Below are 16,189 nucleotides of genomic sequence, written 5' to 3' on the forward strand. Positions count from 1 at the left end.
CGCGACTGCAGCGTGCGCTACCGGCTCGGCGGCCGCGTGCTGGCCGTCGCGACGATCGGGCGCGACCTGGCGAGCCTGCGCGCCGAGCGCGAGCTGGAAGGCGCCGTGGCGGCGTAGCGCAGGCTCATTCGTGGTCGGCCGTCGTGCCGCCGGCGGCATGGCGCAGCCCGTCGAGCGCCGGCTGCACGACGGCGGCATCCGACTCTTCGGCGAACACCGCATAGGCCGGGTACAGGAACTCGGGCGCGCCCTTCACGCGGCGCAGCCGGCCGCTGTCGAGGTGCTTGCGCACGACCGCGAGACGGAAGTAGCCCGAGCCGCCGTTGGCCAGCACGAACTCGCGCCCGAGCGGGCCGAGGCCGGCGGTCACCGCGGCATGGCCCAGGTGCGGGAAGGCGAGGCTGTGCTGCTGCGCGAACTCCGGGCCCCAGTCGACGTAGACGTAGTCGGCCGGGTCGAGCTTGCGGGCGCGCTTGTGGGTGGGCGGGTGCGTCGTGACGAGCACCAGCTTCTCCTCGATCAGCAGCTCGATGCGCAGGCCCGGGCGGCGCTGCGGCGCGTAGACGACCGCGATGTCGAGCATGCCGGAGGCGACGCGGTCCATCAGCTCGGGCGCGACGCCCACCTCGGTGCGCAACGCGAGTTGCGGCGCGACGTTGCGCATCCACAGCAGCCAGTCGAGCAGCAGCGGATCCCACAGGCTCATCTCGCAGCCGATGGTCAGCACGGATTCATGGCCGGGCGGCACGGCCACCTGGTGGCGCGCCCGCTCCCACACCTGCACCATCATCGAGGCGTGGCGCACGAAGCGCTCGCCGGCCGGCGTGAGCGAAGCGCCGGCCTTGCTGCGCACGAACAGCGTGGCGCCGACCGCCTCCTCCAGCGCCTTCACGCGGGCGCTGACCGCCGTCTGCGTGACGTGCAGCCGCTCGGCGGCGCGAACGAAGCTGCCGGTCTCGACGATGTCGAGGAAGGTGCGCGCGAGGGTCACGTCCACAGCGTCTCCAGAGACGGATTTGAATGCAACATTGTTGCTCTTATCGGTCAATAAAGATCGCTTTACCTGCCCTCAAGCAAGGACGACCATGTGCATCACGCCAACGGAAGGAGTCCGGAATGAACACACGCTCTTCGAACACGACACCGCAGCGCACCGCTTCCGAACGCCCGCAGGCGGGGCCGGCACAGCGGGCCGCCGTGCCGCAGAAGAATGCCGACGCGCAGCGCACGAACGCCTCTGCCCAGAGCCGCAGCGAAGCACGCCATGCCACCCGCGTGGCGGCCGAGAGCGAGGTCCTGATCGTCGGGGTCTGAGCGGGCCCGTCCGCTGTCGCTCTGGTCAGCTTGCGCCGGTCTCCGGCAGCTTCGCGATCACCTTGATCTCGAATTGGAAGCCGTAGAGCCAGGTCACGCCGATGCCGGTGAGCGTCGGGTGCGGTGCGTTGCCCCAGTACTCCGGCACGATCTTCCAGATCGTGTCGAACGTCGATTCCGGATCGACGATGAAGACGGTCACGTCGACCACGTCGTCGAACGTGCAGCCGGCTGCCGCCAGGATGGCATTCAGGTTGTCGAACGCGAGCCGCACCTGGGCCTGCAGGTCCGGCTCGGGAGAACCGTCCGGCCTGCTGCCGACCTGCCCCGACACGAACAGGAAGCCGTTGGACCGAATCGCCGGCGAATACCGGTTCGTCTCATAGAGCGACTGGCGCCCGGCCGGAAAAACCACATCACGCTTGCCCATCGATGGCTCCTTGGAATTGATCACGATGGCGTGACTCTAGGGATCCCCGCCGCCCGGATCTACGGGCCTCGAAGACAATCATCGTTTGGAAAATCCAAACAATCGTCGACGGGCTGGGGGCAGCGATGGACCGTTTTGATGCGATGCAGGCATTCGCCCGCGTGGTGGAGACCGGCAGCTTCACGAAGGCGGCCGAGACGCTGCAGCTGAGCAAGACCAGCGTGACGCAGCTGGTGCAGCAGCTCGAGGCGCGGCTGCGCGTGAAGCTGCTGAACCGCACCACGCGCAAGGTCAACGCCACGGCCGACGGCGCGGCCTACTACGAGCACGTGCTGCGCCTGCTGGCCGACATGGACGATGCCGAGAGCAGCCTGTCGAGTGCCTCGTCGGCGCCACGGGGCCGGCTGCGGGTGGACGTGCCGACCCCGCTGGCCCGCATGATCCTGGTGCCGGCACTGCCGGCCTTCCACGCGCGCTACCCCGACATCCAGCTCGACATGGGCGTGAGCGACCGCATGGTGGACCTGATCGGCGAGAAGGTGGATTGCGTCGTGCGCGGCGGCGAACTCACCGACCTGTCGCTGATCGCACGCCGCGTGGGCGACCTGCAGGCCCGGGTCTGTGCGGCGCCAAGCTACCTCGAGCGTGCGGGCACACCGGTGCATCCGCGGGATCTCGAGGGCACGCATCACCGCATCGTGGGCTACAAGAGCGCGCGCACCGGCACGATCCTGTCGTACGCGATGCAGCGCGACGGCGAACGCATCGAGGTGCTGGGGCGGTACGTGGTCGCGATGGACGATGGCAATGCCTACTTGGCGGCCGGCCTGGCGGGCCTGGGGGTGCTCTGGCTGCCGGACTACATGTCGCAGGCCCACCGGGCGAGCGGCGAGCTGGTGCCGCTGTTCGAAGACTGGCGCTTCGATGCGATGCCGATCTACGTGGCGTTTCCGCCGAACCGGTATGTCAGCGCGAAGCTGCGCGTGTTCATCGACTGGGTGGCCGAGTTGATGGCGCAGCACGCACCGCCGCAACCGCACTCGACGCCCTCAGGCTCGTGACGGGTTTTCATTCGGACCAAGGCGGCGTGACGACACCAAAAACGGCAGCTGCCACCACGAACATCACGAGCATGGCCACTGCGGCAACGCGTGGCGGCAGGAACCGCCGAAGAAGATGCACGCGAACGTAGAGGCCGACAACCGAGGCTGCCAGCACCAGGAATGGGAAGCCGATGGGCGCCCAGCCGGTTTTCGCCGGTTCATTGAAGGCGCTCAAGGCCACAACGAAAACAGGCGCAGGCACCAGGAGCAAGGCCACATCGGCGAGGAAGAGCGAGTGCGTGCGGAAAGCGGACACCAAAGGCGGAACTGCGAGCAGGAGCAGCACCGACATAACGGTGATCGCAAGCGGTTCGAAGGACATGGCGTTCCCGTTGATGCGCTGCACGTGCTCTTGGCTTCAGGAAGGACAATCCGCCGGCGGCAAGCGAGGATCCGGCATGCCGCAGTGTCGATGATCTCGCATGCTGCCTCCTGAATGACTTCCTATTTCTTCGTCTTGTCGGTGGGTCTCGTCGCAGGCTGCGTGAGCGGCGTGATCGGCACCGGTTCATCGCTGATGCTGTTGCCGGTCCTCGTCTACGCCTACGGTCCGAAGCAGGCGGTGCCCATCATGGCCGTCGCCGCGGTGCTGGCCAACATCGCACGCGTCGCCGCCTGGTGGCGAGAGGTCGACTGGAAGGCCGTGGCGGCGTATGCGTTGCCGGGTGCGCTCACCGCGGCACTCGGCGCACGCACGATGCTGTCGCTGCGACCGGCCGTCATCGACGCGATGCTCGGCGTGTTCTTCCTCGCGATGCTGGTGCTCAGGCACTGGCGTGCCGGCACGAGGCGGCGCCTGCGCTTGCGAGAGGTCTCGGCAGCCGGCGCGGTGATCGGTTTCCTCACGGGCCTCGTGCTGTCGACCGGACCGCTCAGCGTTCCGGTGTTCACCGCCTACGGCCTGACGGGCGGCGCCTTCATCTCCACCGAAGCCGCAAGCTCGCTGGCGCTGTACCTCGGCAAGATCGCGACCTTCCGGCAGCTGGGTGCGTTGCCGGCCGACACGCTGCTGCAGGGCGCCATCGTCGGCAGCTCGCTGATGGCAGGAACCTATGCCGGGAAGGCGTTCGTGATGCGCATCAGCCCCCGCGCGTTCTCGCTGCTCCTGGATGCGCTGATGCTGTGTTCAGGGCTGTCGCTGTTGTGGGCGGCGTGGCGCTGAGGTGCCGTTGGTAGACATTCAAATAGTTCGAGTCGACCTGGCAGCAGGTGATGTCGCAGAAGTTGACTCGGTCGGGCTTCTCCAGCCATCGGCCGACGCCGGTGAAGTAGCGCACATGCGCCGCGGCAGAAGTCGTCTTCACCAGGCGTCCGATGATGAAATCCGGGTCGTCTCCATGCTCGCACTCGAGAATGAGCAACGGATGGGCGCGCGCAAGCTGCTTGATGATTGCGCGCCAGTCCTGCAGATCGAACGTCATGTCGAATGGAACCTGCTCCAGCAGGCCGTCTTGCTCGAGCAATGTGGTTTGGAACTTGTTCGTCGCAGAGCTTCGAATCTCGGTGATGTCCGATGTGCTGAGCACCATCAACCCGTCCAGGCGGAAGTCGCAGACGTACTGCAGCACGACCAACTGATCGGACGAGGCCAGCACGAATCCCTGGATCGTCTGGGCGTCGATCTCGGTCCGCGTGATCGAAACGAGTTCCCGCTGTGCCGTCATTCGCCTCCTCCGCGCTCGTACTTTGATGTGGCACGAATTCTGGCATCGAACGCCACGGCGTCATGTCCACGCAACGCCTCGATTGACCCGCGTCAGCCCACCGCCCGGTGAACACCTGCCCGAGGTCCGAGCTTGCGCGGCGGCAAGGTTCCACCGTTCATGCCGCGCTGCAATGGTTCGCCGGGGGATGTTCCCCCGCCCACAACCACAGGAAAGAGACCATGACTTCCCGCTCGATGTTCGCCCGCGCCACGCTGGCGCTGGCCGCCGCTGCCGCCTTCGCCGCCGTGCCCTGCGCGGCCCAGGCTCAACCCGAAGCCACCGGCCCGTGGCTGGTGCGCCTGCGCGCCGTCAACCTCGACAGCGCCAACAAGGACGACACCGGCCTCGACCTGAGCATCAACAGCAAGGTGATCCCCGAGCTCGACATCTCGTACTTCTTCACGCCCGAGATCGCCGCCGAGCTGGTGCTGACCTACCCGCAGAAACACGACGTGAAGGCCGGCGGCACGGTCATCGGCTCGCTGAAGCACCTGCCGCCGACGCTGCTGGCCCAGTATCACGTCACCGGCATGAAGGGCTTCACGCCCTACCTCGGCGCCGGCGTCAACTTCACGCAGTTCTCCGCCGTCGAGCTGCCGGCGGGCGTCGACATCGACCGCCACAGCGTCGGCCTCGCGCTGCAGGCCGGCGTGGACATCCCGCGGCAAGGCTGGCTGTCGCTCAACATCGACGTGAAGAAGGTGCAGATCCGCACCGACGTGAGCGCCGCCGGCAACAAGCTCGGCACCTTCAAGGTCGACCCGCTGCTGGTCGGCGTCGGCCTCGGCTGGCGCTTCTAGCAGCGGACGCAGGGCCCGGTCAGGCCGGGACCTTGTAGTCGCGCTCGGTCATCAGGTCGATGCCGCAGCTCAGGCCCTCGGCCCACGCGATGAACTCCTTCACCGCCGGGCCGGCCAGCGGCGCGCCATGCTGCGGCACCATCATGTCGATGCGCAGCGGGCGCACCATCTGCGCCCACAGCCGCAGCACCTTGTTCGACACCATGTAGCGCCGATGGAAACCCTCCATGCGCGGCAGCACCTCGGCCAGCGACGTGACCGGCTGCTGCGCCTGCGCGCCCGAGCCCATCGACGCGCCGAGGTCGCCCGAGAACAGGATGCGGCTCACCGGGTCGTAGAACTGGAAGTTGCCCTCGGCGTGCAGGAAGTGCGCCGGCAGCGCGACGAGCTCGTGGCGCCCGATCGGGATGCGCTGCCCGGCGTCCGGGATGCCGACAACACGCCCCTTCACCTTGCCCGCCTTGCAGAAATGCGGCACGAAGCGCTCCCATACGCGCGAGATGTACAGCTTGGCGCTGCTGGTCGCCGTCATCCAGCGATCGAGCGACGCGATGATGTCCGGATCGGCGTGCGAGGCGACGATCGCCGACAGTTCATGCGGCGCGAAATGACGCGTCATCGCCATGTACAGCTCGTTGTAGGCGAGCGTGCCGCCCGGGTCGATGATCGCGCCGGTGCCGCGGTCGACGATCAGGAACTGGTTGGATTGCACCGCGTCGCCGTCCTCGTCGCAGAGGTCGGTGAACATCAGGCACTGGTGCCCGTCGGCATTGAAGAGTTCTGTCGGCATCGTGTCGTCCAAGTGAAGTCGGGCGACTCTAGAAGCGACGTGATCGCCGCGGCTTGCGCCGGCTCAACAATGCTGCCGTCATGGATGAGGCCGGGGCGCTTTACGCGCGCTTGTGCCGGGTTCAGGATGGCGGCGACTCCCACTCGAGAACTTGAAAGACCCGATGAGCACCGATCACGTGACCGCGGCCGACCCGAAGGCGGCCGCCCTCCTCCCCCAGGACATCAGCACCGAAGTGCTGCTCGAGAAATACGCGAAGGGCGACGAGCGCACGCCCGACGACGTGCGGCGCCGCGTGGCCCGCGCGCTCGCGCAGGTGGAGCCCGCCGAATCGCGAGCCCAGTGGGAAGCGCGCTTCCTCGAGGCACTGCAGGCCGGCTTCATCCCGGCCGGCCGCATCAACTCGGCGGCCGGCACCGAGCTCACCGCCACGCTGATCAACTGCTTCGTGCAACCGGTGGGCGACGCGATCGCGCAGGAAGAAGACGGCCACCCCGGCATCTACACCGCGCTCACCGAGGCCGCCGAGACGATGCGCCGCGGCGGCGGCGTCGGCTACGACTTCTCGCGCATCCGCCCGCGTGGCGCCTGGGTCGCGAGCACGCAGGCCAACGCGTCGGGGCCGGTGTCGTACATGCGGGTGTTCGACCGCTCCTGCGAGACGGTGGAGTCGGCCGGCGCGCGGCGCGGCGCGCAGATGGGCGTGCTGCGCTGCGACCACCCGGACATCGAGGAGTTCATCCACGCGAAGGACAAGGGCGACCTCAGCAACTTCAACATCTCGGTCGGCCTCACCGATGCCTTCATGGAAGCGGTGCAGCGCGACGCCGCGGTCGACCTGGTGCACCGCGCCGCGGCCGGCCCGCACCAGGTGGCGGCCGGCGCGCACCAGCGCGACGACGGGCTGTGGGTCTACCGCAGCCTGCCGGCGCGTGCGCTGTGGGAGCAGATCATGCGCTCCACCTACGACCACGCCGAGCCGGGCGTGCTGTTCCTCGACCGCATCAACCTCGACAACAACCTGTCGTACTGCGAGACCATCACCGCCACCAACCCGTGCGGCGAGCAGCCGCTGCCGGCCTACGGCTGCTGCTGCCTCGGCTCGATCGACCTGACGCGCTTCGTGCGCACCCCGTTCGACGCGGGCGCGCGCTTCGACGACGCCGGCTTCACGCGGCTCGTGACGCTGGCGGTGCGCATGCTCGACAACGTGCTCGACATCAGCTTCTGGCCGCTCGATGCGCAAGCCCGCGAAGCGCGCAGCAAGCGCCGCATCGGCCTCGGCTTCACCGGCCTGGGCGATGCGCTGGTGATGCTGAACCTGCGCTACGACAGCGCCGCCGCGCGCGACGAGGCGCGCCGCATCGCCACGCTGCTGCGCGACAGCGCGTATGCCGCATCGTGCGATCTGGCGGCCGAGCGCGGCGCGTTCCCGCTCTTCAACGCCGACCTCTACCTGAGCCGCGGCACCTTCGCGTCGCGCCTGCCCGGGCCGCTGAAGGAGCGCATCCGCAAGCAGGGGCTGCGCAACTCGCACCTGCTGTCGATCGCGCCGACCGGCACCATCAGCCTGGCCTTCGCCGACAACGCGAGCAACGGCATCGAGCCGGCGTTCTCGTGGAGCTACCAGCGCCGCAAGCGCATGGCCGACGGCAGCATGAAGCAGTACCCGGTGGAAGACCACGCCTGGCGCCTGTACCGCCACCTGCGCGGCCCGCAGGCACCGCTCACCGACGCCTTCGTCACCGCGCTCGAGATGAGCGCGCAGGCCCACGAGGAGATGGTGGCCGCGGTCTCGCCGTTCGTCGACACCGCGATCTCGAAGACGGTGAACGTGCCGGCCGACTACCCGTATGCGGATTTCCAGGACCTGTACCTGCGCGCCTGGACCTCGGGGCTGAAGGGCCTGGCGACCTACCGGCCGAACGCGGTGCTGGGCTCGGTGCTGAGCGTGGAGCCTGCCGCCTTGCCGCTGCAGCTGGCGCCGGCGGGGCATGCCAACCAGCGGCTGGCCATCGAGCGGCCGCCGCAGCCGGTGCTGGCCTCGCTGCGCTGGCCGGGCCGGCCCGAGCTGATGGCCGGCAACGCCGCGTGGACCTACATGATCCGGCACCCGCATGGCGAGTTCGCGCTCTTCATCGGCGAGCTGCCGCAAGACGGGCGCTGCGCGCCCTTCGAGGTGTGGGTGAACGGCGCCGAGCAGCCGCGCGGGCTGGGTGCGCTCGCGAAGACGCTGTCGATGGACCTGCGCGCAAAGGACCCCGCCTGGGTGCGGCTGAAGCTCGACGCGCTGGCCACCGTGCAGGAGGAGCGCGCCTTCGACATGCCCTTCCCGCCCGACGGCGCGCCGCGGCGCTTCCCGGGCGTGGTGGCGGCCACCGCCGCGGTGATCCGCTGGCGCTGCGAGCAACTGGGCCTGTGGGCCGCGCCGGCCGAAGGCGCGGCCTCCACGCCGGTGATCGACGCGATGTTCAGCCGCCAGGAGCCGCTGACCGGCCCGAACGGCACGCTCGCCTGGTCGGTCGACATCCACAACCCGGCCAGCGACGAGGCGTTCACGCTCTCGCTGAAAGAGGTGCAGCTGCCCGAAGGGCTGGGCGGCCAGGGCGGCGCAGTCACGCTGCCCTGCGCGATGGGGCTGTCGGGCAACTACCCGCGGGCGATGGACGGGCTCGCGCGCATCCTGTCGCTGGACATGCGGGTGCTCGACCCGGCCTGGATCGGCATGAAGCTGCGCAAGCTGCTGAGCTATGCCGAGCCGCTCGGCCACTTCATGGCCTTCGTGCCGGGGCTCGCGCCCGGCCAGCAGCGCCAGCAGACCTGGCCGTCGACGGTGGCCTACCTGGCGCGGCTCGTGATCCACCGCTACACGATGCTGGGCGTGCTGGACGAGGAAGGCTATCCGCTGCGCGACATGGGAATCCTGCAGCCGCCGGACCCGGGCGAGGCCGCGGCCGCGCCGCTGGCCGGCACGGCCTGCCCGGAATGCGGCAACCATGCCGTCATCCACAAGGACGGCTGCGAGTTCTGCACGGCCTGCGGGCACATCGGGAGCTGCGGATGATGCCGTCGCCCCATTCATGTCATCGATGACACACATGGTCATGCGGCCTCCTCAATGTGGGGGCTTGTAGGACAGCAGGCCTCCCACCAGAATCCGGCCCGACCGGGTGCGGCCGAGATCGCGCGCTGGATCACAACGATCACAACGTCATGTCACGAGGGAGACCCATGATTTCTGCTTCCACGCGCGCCCTGTGGGCGTCTGCCCTGGCCGTTTCGCTGTCCACGCTCGTTGCCTGCGGCGGTGGGGGCGGCGGCGACACGCCGGCTCCGCCTCCGGTCTCGGGCACCCCGCCTGCACCGGCGCCCGCCGCCGCGAGCTACTGGGCCCGCACCTTCACGTACACCTCGGCCGGCAACTACGTGCTGCGCTACTACTACTCCGACAACGTCGTCGACTCGACCGGCCGCGGCACCTACTACGACGTGCGCGAGGCCCAGTCGGGCGGCAAGCCGGCGGTGGTGGTGTACGACACCGTCCAGTTCGTCACCGCCGAGGGCTGGCACACGCCGCTCGACGGCGCAACGCCGAACCACAGCGGCCCGAACGGCGCCTACGACTACAACCACGGCTACATCGGCCAATCGACCTGGGTCGACACCGACGTGGCCGGCCAGACGATCGCGAGCGTCGTCGCCAAGGCGCAGGACCTGAGCACCAACACCTTGTCCACCATCGTCGGCGTCACCGCGGCGAACCTGACCGGCGTGATGCCGGCCGGCGCGAAGATCCGCGCGATCTCGAACACCGAGAGCAGCACCCCGGTCGGCTACCGGCTGACGGATGGCTTCGTCGGCAACAGCGTGACCACGCTGGCCCAGATGATCACCAGCTACCCGGCCGTGTCGAACAGCGCAACGGTCTCGACGGCGAACACGGTATCGATGGGCAGCATCCACGGCAGCAACGGCTGCGGAACCCAGGTCTGCGTCCAGGAACGGGTGCGGGGCAGCTTCAGCGCCGGCGGCGCCGTGACCCTGCACCTGTGCGACGTCGACACGGTGTCGGGTGCGGTCTCCAATTGCAGCAGCCTCCCCGCGGCCACCTACACGGTGGGCAACGCAGCGGATGGCGCGACGCCGGTCATGACCTTCACCGGCCTGCCGGCGGCCATCTCCGCCCAGACCTTCACGCGCGTCTTCGTGCAGCGCGGCGGCCACGTCTACCAGGGCTTCCAGGACAAGCCGACCACGCAGACGAAGCAGACCCGCCTCAACAAGGTCGCGTTCGAGGCGCTCGCCGCGAGCCTCGGCGTCACGCCGCCTGCCATTCCCGACCACCCGGCGGCGGCGGCCGGCACCTGGAGCGTCACCTACGCCGGCGGCGACACCGGCAGCTGCACCGCGCTGTCGGTCAACGCCCCGGGGCACGTGATCGGCACCTGCACCTCGTCCGGCGTGGGCGGCAGCTTCATCGTCAGCGGCACGGTCAGCGCCGCCGGCGGCCTCTCGGTGGGCAGCACCAGCAGCGACGCCAGCTTCAGCGGCACGCTCGGCGCCAGCACCGGCTCGGGCACCTGGACACGACCGAGCGCGTCGGCGACCGGCACCTGGAACGCCACGAAGCAGTGAGCCGAGCGGCTGCGCACGGCATGCGTGTCTGACACGGGCGCGGGAAAACCCCGCGTCACGTCTCGACACGATGCCGGGCAAAGCCCCGAAATAGCCGTGAAACTTCCTCCGCCTCTGCGGCTCCAAACGCGGTCACAGCTCTATACTGGGTCCGCGTGAAGTCTTCTTATCAGGCAGGAAGTGGGTCAATGATGGGTGCCAAACTCAAGGTCGCAGGCTGGATCACGCTGGGGGCCGTCGCTGGCGCGCTCACTACCATGCAGTTGCAGGCGACCGCCCGCAACACCGCCGCGCAACTCCCGCTGGAAGAACTCCAGCAACTCGCCGCCGTCTTCGGGATGGTCAAGAGCGATTACGTCGAGCCGGTCGACGAAAAGAAGCTGATCACCGACGCCATCGGCGGCATGGTGGCCGGCCTCGACCCGCACTCCCAGTATTTCGACAAGAAGACCTTCAAGGAATTCCGTGAAGGCACGACCGGCCGCTTCGTCGGCGTCGGCATCGAGATCGGCATGGAAGACGGTCTCGTCAAGATCGTCTCGCCGATCGAGGGATCCCCGGCCTTCCGCGCCGGCCTGAAGAGCGGCGACCTGATCACCAAGATCGACGACACCGTGGTCAAGGGCCTGACGATGGACCAGGCCGTCAAGCGCATGCGTGGCGAGCCGAGCACCAAGGTGCTGCTGACCATCTTCCGCAAGACCGAGAACCGCAGCTTCCCCGTCACGATCACCCGCGAAGAAATCCGCGTGCAGAGCGTGCGCTCGAAGATCGTCGAACCCGGCTACGCGTGGCTGCGCGTCAGCCAGTTCCAGGACCGCACGGTCGACGATTTCGCCCGCAAGCTCGAAGAGATCTACAAGCAGGAACCCAACCTGAAGGGCCTGGTGCTCGACCTGCGCAACGACCCGGGCGGCCTGCTCGAAGCCTCGGTCGCGGTGTCGGCGGCCTTCCTGCCGGCCGATGCGGTGGTCGTGACCACCAACGGCCAGATCGCCGAATCGAAGCAGTCGTTCAAGGCCTCGCCGAGCGATTACCTGCGCCGTGGCGGCGGTGACCCGCTGCGCAAGCTGCCCGACGCGCTGAAGAAGGTGCCGCTGGTGGTGCTGGTGAACGAAGGCTCGGCCTCGGCGAGCGAGATCGTCGCCGGTGCGCTGCAAGACCACCAGCGCGCCACCATCATGGGCACGCAGACGTTCGGCAAGGGCTCGGTGCAGACCGTGCGCCAGCTGTCGCCCGAGACCGCGCTGAAGATCACGACGGCGCGCTACTACACGCCGAGCGGCCGCTCGATCCAGGCCAAGGGCATCGTGCCCGACGTGATGATCGACGAGACTGCCGACGGCAACCTGTTCTCGGCGCTGCGCGTGCGCGAGGCCGATCTGGAAAAGCACATCGGCAGCGGCCAGGGCGCCGAGCAGAAGGACGAAGCCCGCGAGAAGGCACGCGAGGAAGCGCGCAAGAAGCTCGAGGACGAAGCCGCGAAGAAGAACCCGCTGAAGCCGCTGCCCGAGTTCGGCAGCGAAGAAGACTTCCCGCTGGCGCAGGCGATCAACCGCCTGAAGGGCAAGCCGGTGGTCGTCTCGAAGTCGGTCGTCGAGCGGCGCGCCGAGGCACCGGCGACGAACTGATCCGGCGCCACGCCACCGAACGCCCGCCCCGCGCGGGCGTTTTTCATTGTTGGGTATCCTGCCGTCGATGAACGACGACCAGCTGCTGCGCTACTCCCGCCACATCCTGCTCGACGAACTCGACATCGCCGGCCAGCAGCGGCTGCTCGATTCGCATGCGCTGGTGATCGGTGCCGGCGGGCTCGGCTCGCCGGTGGCGCTGTACCTCGCGACCTCGGGCGTCGGCACGCTGACGATCGTCGACCACGACACCGTGGACCTGACCAACCTGCAGCGCCAGATCGCGCACGACCTGTCGCGCGTCGGCCAGCCGAAGGCGGCCTCGGCCGCACGCTCCATCGCGGCGATCAACCCCGACGTGCGGGTGCATGCGCTGACCGAGCGCGCCGACGCGCAGCGCCTGGACACGCTGGTGGCCGCGGCCGACGTCGTGCTGGACTGCAGCGACAACTTCGCGACCCGCCATGCCGTCAACGCCGCCTGCGTGGCGCACCGCAAGCCGCTGGTGTCGGGCGCGGCGATCGGCTTCGACGGCCAGATCTCGGTCTACGACACGCGCGACGACACCGCGCCGTGCTACGCCTGCCTGTTCCCGCCCGATGCGGCGTTCGAGGAGGTCGCCTGCTCGACGATGGGCGTGCTCGCACCGCTGGTCGGCATCATCGGCAGCATGCAGGCCGCCGAGGCGCTGAAGCTGCTGGCCGGCATCGGCAGCTCGCTGGCCGGGCGCCTGCAGATGCTGGACGCCCGCCGGATGGAATGGAACGAGGTCAGGCTCAGCCGCCAGCCCCACTGCCCGGTGTGCGGGCAGCGCGGCCACGCCTGATCAGTCGGGTTTGATGTTGGCGGACTGAATCACCTTCGCCCAACGGGCGACCTCGTCGTGCAGGAAGCTCGCGAAGGCTTCCGGCCCGCGCGCATCGATGCGGAAACCCTGCGTGCGCGCCCGCTCCTCGAGCTCGGGCGTCTGCATGATGCGCACGACCTCGGCGGCGAGCTTCTTCACCGCGGCATCGGGCATCGAGGCCGGCGCCATCAGGCCGGTCCAGTTCTCGGTCAGCAGCTCCGGCAGGCCGGCCTCGGCGGTCGTCGGCACCTCGGGCACCAGCGGGTGGCGGGCAGCACTGGCGATGGCGATCGCGCGCAGCTTGCCGGCCTTCACGTGCGCGATGCTCTCGGGGAAGTTCGAGAACACCACGTCGAGCTGGCCGCCGATCAGGTCGGTCATCGCCGGCGAGCCGCCCTTGTACGGCACGTGCTGGATGTTGGTCTTGGCCAGTTCGTTGAACAGCGCGAGCGTCAGGTGCGGCGGCGTGCCGTTGCCGCTGGAGCCGGCATTCAGGTTGCGCGACTTCGCGGCAGCCGTCAGGTCCTTCAGCGTCTGGATCGGGCTCGCCACCGGCACCACCACCAGGATCGGCGAGCCGGCCAGCAGCGCGACCGGACGCAGGTCCTTCGAGAAGTTGTAGGCCGCCTTCGGGAACAGCGTGACGTTGGCCGCATGCGTCAGCGTGATCGCGAGCAGCGTGTTGCCGTCGCCGGGCGACTTGGCGGCCACATCGGCGCCGATCTGCCCGCCGCTGCCGGGCTTGTTGTCGATCACGACGCTGACCTTCCAGCGCTCGCCGAGCTGCTGGCCGACCAGGCGCGCCATCACGTCGGTCAGGCCACCGGGCGGGAACGGCACCACGTAACGGATCGTCGTGCCGGGCTTCGGATAGTCGCCCGCCTGTGAAAAGCCCAGCGCAGGCCACAGGCCCGCGGCACCGATCAGTACTGCTCGTCGCTTCACGCTCGTCTCCTTCAAATGGCCGGCATGCTGCCCGCGACGCGGGCTGGCTGCAAACCTATCGATATGCGCGGAAAGTCGTAGCTTCAGGACAGCTGTTGCGCTAGCGCCTCCGACACGTTCAGTCCATCACGTTCCGCGGCGCGCCGCAGCTGCTCGCGTCGCGCGCCCGGCAGCCGCACGCCGTCGTCGCGCAGCATCTCGTGCACCAGCACCTCCAGCCGGTCGAGGAACATCTCGCGCCCGGCCAGTGCGCCCGGGTCGATCACGATGAAGGTCTGGCCCAGGTGCGGCCGGTTGCCCTCGTCGACGAAGAAGCTCGATGCCTCGAAGCCGAAGTTCGCGCCGATCAGCGCCGTGACGAGCAGCTCGACCACCAGCGCCAGCATCGCACCCTTCGGGCTGCTGGCGGCGCCGATCGCGAGCATCGAGCCCTCCATGCCGGCCTTCGGGTCGGTGGTGGGCTCGCCGTTCGCATCCAGCGCCCAGCCGAGCGGGATGCTGCGGCCTTCCTTGGCCGCCACCATCAGCTTGCCGCGCGCGACCTCGCTGAGGCTCAGGTCGATCAGCAGCGGGTCGGCATCGCGCCGCGGGAATGCGGCCGCCACCGGGTTGGTGCCGAAGATCGGATGCCGCCCGCCGGCCGCCGGCATCGCCGACGGCGAGTTCGAGAAGCCGAGCCCGGCCATGCCGGCCGCGGTGACCGCGCGCAGGTGATCGACGACGACACCGCAGTGGTGGCTGTTGACGATGCCGACGATGCAGATGCCGAGCTCGCCGGCGGTGCGGATCGCCTCGGCAATGGCCAGGTCGCAGGCCGGGAACGCGAGGCCCTCCTGCGCATCGACGACCAGCGCCGCGCCCTTGCGCTTGACGACCTGCGGCTGCGCCGCGCCGTTGACGCGGTCGCAGCGCAGGTGGCCGCTGTACTGCGCGACGCGGCTCAGCCCGTGCGAGGCCAGGCCCTGCGCCTCGGCCAGCACCAGCGCGCGGGCGGTCGATTCGGCCATCGCGGCGTTGGCGCCGGCGCGCTGCAGCGCGGCCGCGACGCGCGCACGCGCCTCGTCCATCGTCAGCACCGTCATGCGAGGGCCTCCAGCACCTTCGCCGCGATCAGCGCCGACACGCGCTCGTTGGCCTCGGCGGTGACGCCGGCGATGTGCGGCGTCAGCAGCAGGTTCGGGCAGCCGGCGAGCGGGCTGCCGGCGGGCAGCGGCTCGGCCTCGAAGACATCGAGCGCCGCGCCGGCCAGGTGCCCGGCGTGCAGCGCCTCGGCCAGCGCCGCCTCGTCGACGACGCCGCCACGCGCGGTGTTGATCAGCACCGCGCCGGGCTTCATCGCGGTCAGGCGCCGCGCATCGATCAGGTGGCGCGTGCTGTCGAGCAAGGGAACGTGCAGGCTGACGACATCGGCCTGCGCCAGCAACGCGTCGAGCGCGAGCGACGGCAGGTCGGCGCCGGCCGGCATCGCGGCGTCGTGCGCGATGACCTGCATGCCCAGCAGGCGCGCCAGCCGCCCGGTCAGCTGCCCGATCGAGCCGTAGCCGACCAGCCCCAGCGTCTTGCCGCCGATCTCGCGCCCATTCGTCAATGCGGCTCGCGGCCACTTGCCCGCGGCGACCTCGGCCGACGAGCCGTAGGCGCCGCGCAGCAGCAGCATCGCGGTCGCGACGACGTACTCGGCCACGCTCTGCGCATTGGCGCCGGTGGCCGGGATCACGCGGATGCCGCGCGCCTCGCAGCCGGCCAGGTCGAGGTTGTCGAGGCCGACGCCCAGGCGCCCGACCACCCTGCAGCGCGTGAGCGCCGCCAGCAGCTCGCCTCTGACCTGCGTGCGGTTGCGCACGATCAGCGCGTCGACGCTGGACGCCAGCGCGATCATCCGCGCCGGGTGGTCGACCAGCGTCGCGTCGTGCACGACCTCGTGCTTCGCGGCCAACTGCGCCACCGCCGGCGCATCCATGAATTCGGTGATGAGAATCTTCATCGCC

16 protein-coding genes are annotated in these 16,189 nt (G+C 69.2%); 8 read left to right on the forward strand and 8 right to left on the reverse strand.

Translation table 11 applies throughout. From position 1 onward, the window contains the following. Positions 1–124 precede the first annotated feature (124 nt). Positions 125–997 (reverse strand): LysR family transcriptional regulator, encoded by an 873-nt coding sequence (locus tag AC1D1T_RS10430; RefSeq protein WP_477828505.1) that lies wholly within the window; start codon positions 995–997, stop codon positions 125–127. Between the two features lie 119 nt (positions 998–1,116). Here AC1D1T_RS10430 and AC1D1T_RS10435 point away from each other — a divergent pair, with 119 nt between their 5' ends. Then, positions 1,117–1,314 (forward strand): hypothetical protein, encoded by a 198-nt coding sequence (locus AC1D1T_RS10435; protein WP_465113807.1) that lies wholly within the window; start codon positions 1,117–1,119, stop codon positions 1,312–1,314. A gap of 25 nt (positions 1,315–1,339) precedes the next feature. Here the strand turns inward: AC1D1T_RS10435 and AC1D1T_RS10440 are convergent, their stop codons facing one another. Next, positions 1,340–1,744, reverse strand: coding sequence for a RidA family protein (locus AC1D1T_RS10440; RefSeq protein ID WP_465113808.1), 405 nt, complete (start codon positions 1,742–1,744; stop codon positions 1,340–1,342). Positions 1,745–1,869: 125 nt separating this feature from the next. Here AC1D1T_RS10440 and AC1D1T_RS10445 point away from each other — a divergent pair, with 125 nt between their 5' ends. After that, positions 1,870–2,805: a LysR family transcriptional regulator gene (locus AC1D1T_RS10445; protein ID WP_477824988.1), complete on the forward strand. Its 936-nt coding sequence runs from the start codon at positions 1,870–1,872 to the stop codon at positions 2,803–2,805. 7 nt (positions 2,806–2,812) lie between these two features. Here AC1D1T_RS10445 and AC1D1T_RS10450 read toward each other — a convergent pair whose 3' ends face one another. After that, the gene (locus AC1D1T_RS10450) at positions 2,813–3,193 is read right to left on the reverse strand and encodes a hypothetical protein (protein ID WP_477824989.1); all 381 of its coding nucleotides are present in this window, start codon (positions 3,191–3,193) and stop codon (positions 2,813–2,815) included. Positions 3,194–3,283: 90 nt separating this feature from the next. On the opposite strand from AC1D1T_RS10450, the gene AC1D1T_RS10455 reads away from it, so the two are divergent. Beyond that, on the forward strand, positions 3,284–4,009 hold the full coding sequence (locus AC1D1T_RS10455; protein WP_477824990.1) for a sulfite exporter TauE/SafE family protein: 726 nt from the start codon (positions 3,284–3,286) through the stop codon (positions 4,007–4,009). Here AC1D1T_RS10455 and AC1D1T_RS10460 read toward each other — a convergent pair. Further along, positions 3,927–4,511: a hypothetical protein gene (locus tag AC1D1T_RS10460; protein ID WP_477824991.1), complete on the reverse strand. Its 585-nt coding sequence runs from the start codon at positions 4,509–4,511 to the stop codon at positions 3,927–3,929. The genes AC1D1T_RS10455 and AC1D1T_RS10460 overlap by 83 nt on opposite strands. 221 nt (positions 4,512–4,732) lie before the next feature. Here AC1D1T_RS10460 and AC1D1T_RS10465 point away from each other — a divergent pair, with 221 nt between their 5' ends. Beyond that, positions 4,733–5,353, forward strand: a complete 621-nt coding sequence (locus AC1D1T_RS10465; RefSeq protein WP_477824992.1) for an OmpW/AlkL family protein — start codon at positions 4,733–4,735, stop codon at positions 5,351–5,353. Positions 5,354–5,372: 19 nt separating this feature from the next. Here AC1D1T_RS10465 and AC1D1T_RS10470 read toward each other — a convergent pair whose 3' ends face one another. Next, positions 5,373–6,143 carry an oxygen-binding di-iron domain-containing protein gene (locus AC1D1T_RS10470; protein WP_465113812.1) on the reverse strand — a complete coding sequence of 257 codons (771 nt, stop codon included), beginning with the start codon at positions 6,141–6,143 and terminating at the stop codon, positions 5,373–5,375. A 163-nt stretch (positions 6,144–6,306) separates the two neighbouring features. Between AC1D1T_RS10470 and AC1D1T_RS10475 the strand changes: the two genes are divergently transcribed. The 4 genes from AC1D1T_RS10475 (at position 6,307) to AC1D1T_RS10490 (ending at position 13,235) form a co-directional block, all read left to right on the forward strand. Next, positions 6,307–9,207, forward strand: a complete 2,901-nt coding sequence (locus tag AC1D1T_RS10475) for an adenosylcobalamin-dependent ribonucleoside-diphosphate reductase (RefSeq protein WP_477824993.1) — start codon at positions 6,307–6,309, stop codon at positions 9,205–9,207. 167 nt (positions 9,208–9,374) lie between these two features. After that, positions 9,375–10,778 carry a hypothetical protein gene (locus tag AC1D1T_RS10480; RefSeq protein ID WP_477824994.1) on the forward strand — a complete coding sequence of 468 codons (1,404 nt, stop codon included), beginning with the start codon at positions 9,375–9,377 and terminating at the stop codon, positions 10,776–10,778. Positions 10,779–10,969: 191 nt separating this feature from the next. Next, entirely contained in the window at positions 10,970–12,409 is a 1,440-nt protein-coding gene (locus AC1D1T_RS10485) for a S41 family peptidase (protein ID WP_047503406.1), read from the forward strand. A gap of 67 nt (positions 12,410–12,476) precedes the next feature. Beyond that, positions 12,477–13,235, forward strand: a complete 759-nt coding sequence (locus AC1D1T_RS10490) for a HesA/MoeB/ThiF family protein (RefSeq protein WP_047503126.1) — start codon at positions 12,477–12,479, stop codon at positions 13,233–13,235. On the opposite strand, the gene AC1D1T_RS10495 is transcribed toward AC1D1T_RS10490, so the two are convergent. From AC1D1T_RS10495 to AC1D1T_RS10505, 3 genes are all read right to left on the reverse strand, one after another. Continuing rightward, a complete protein-coding gene (locus AC1D1T_RS10495; protein WP_477991851.1) occupies positions 13,236–14,201 on the reverse strand; it encodes a Bug family tripartite tricarboxylate transporter substrate binding protein in 966 nt (321 codons plus the stop codon). A gap of 83 nt (positions 14,202–14,284) precedes the next feature. Then, complete coding sequence (locus tag AC1D1T_RS10500) at positions 14,285–15,283, reverse strand: Ldh family oxidoreductase (RefSeq protein ID WP_465113818.1); 999 nt, start codon at positions 15,281–15,283, stop codon at positions 14,285–14,287. Then, positions 15,280–16,185 carry an NAD(P)-dependent oxidoreductase gene (locus tag AC1D1T_RS10505; protein WP_477840263.1) on the reverse strand — a complete coding sequence of 302 codons (906 nt, stop codon included), beginning with the start codon at positions 16,183–16,185 and terminating at the stop codon, positions 15,280–15,282. The genes AC1D1T_RS10500 and AC1D1T_RS10505 overlap by 4 nt, the downstream gene beginning before the upstream one ends. Positions 16,186–16,189 lie beyond the last annotated feature (4 nt).

The organism is Rhizobacter sp. P2_H3, assembly GCF_056403355.1.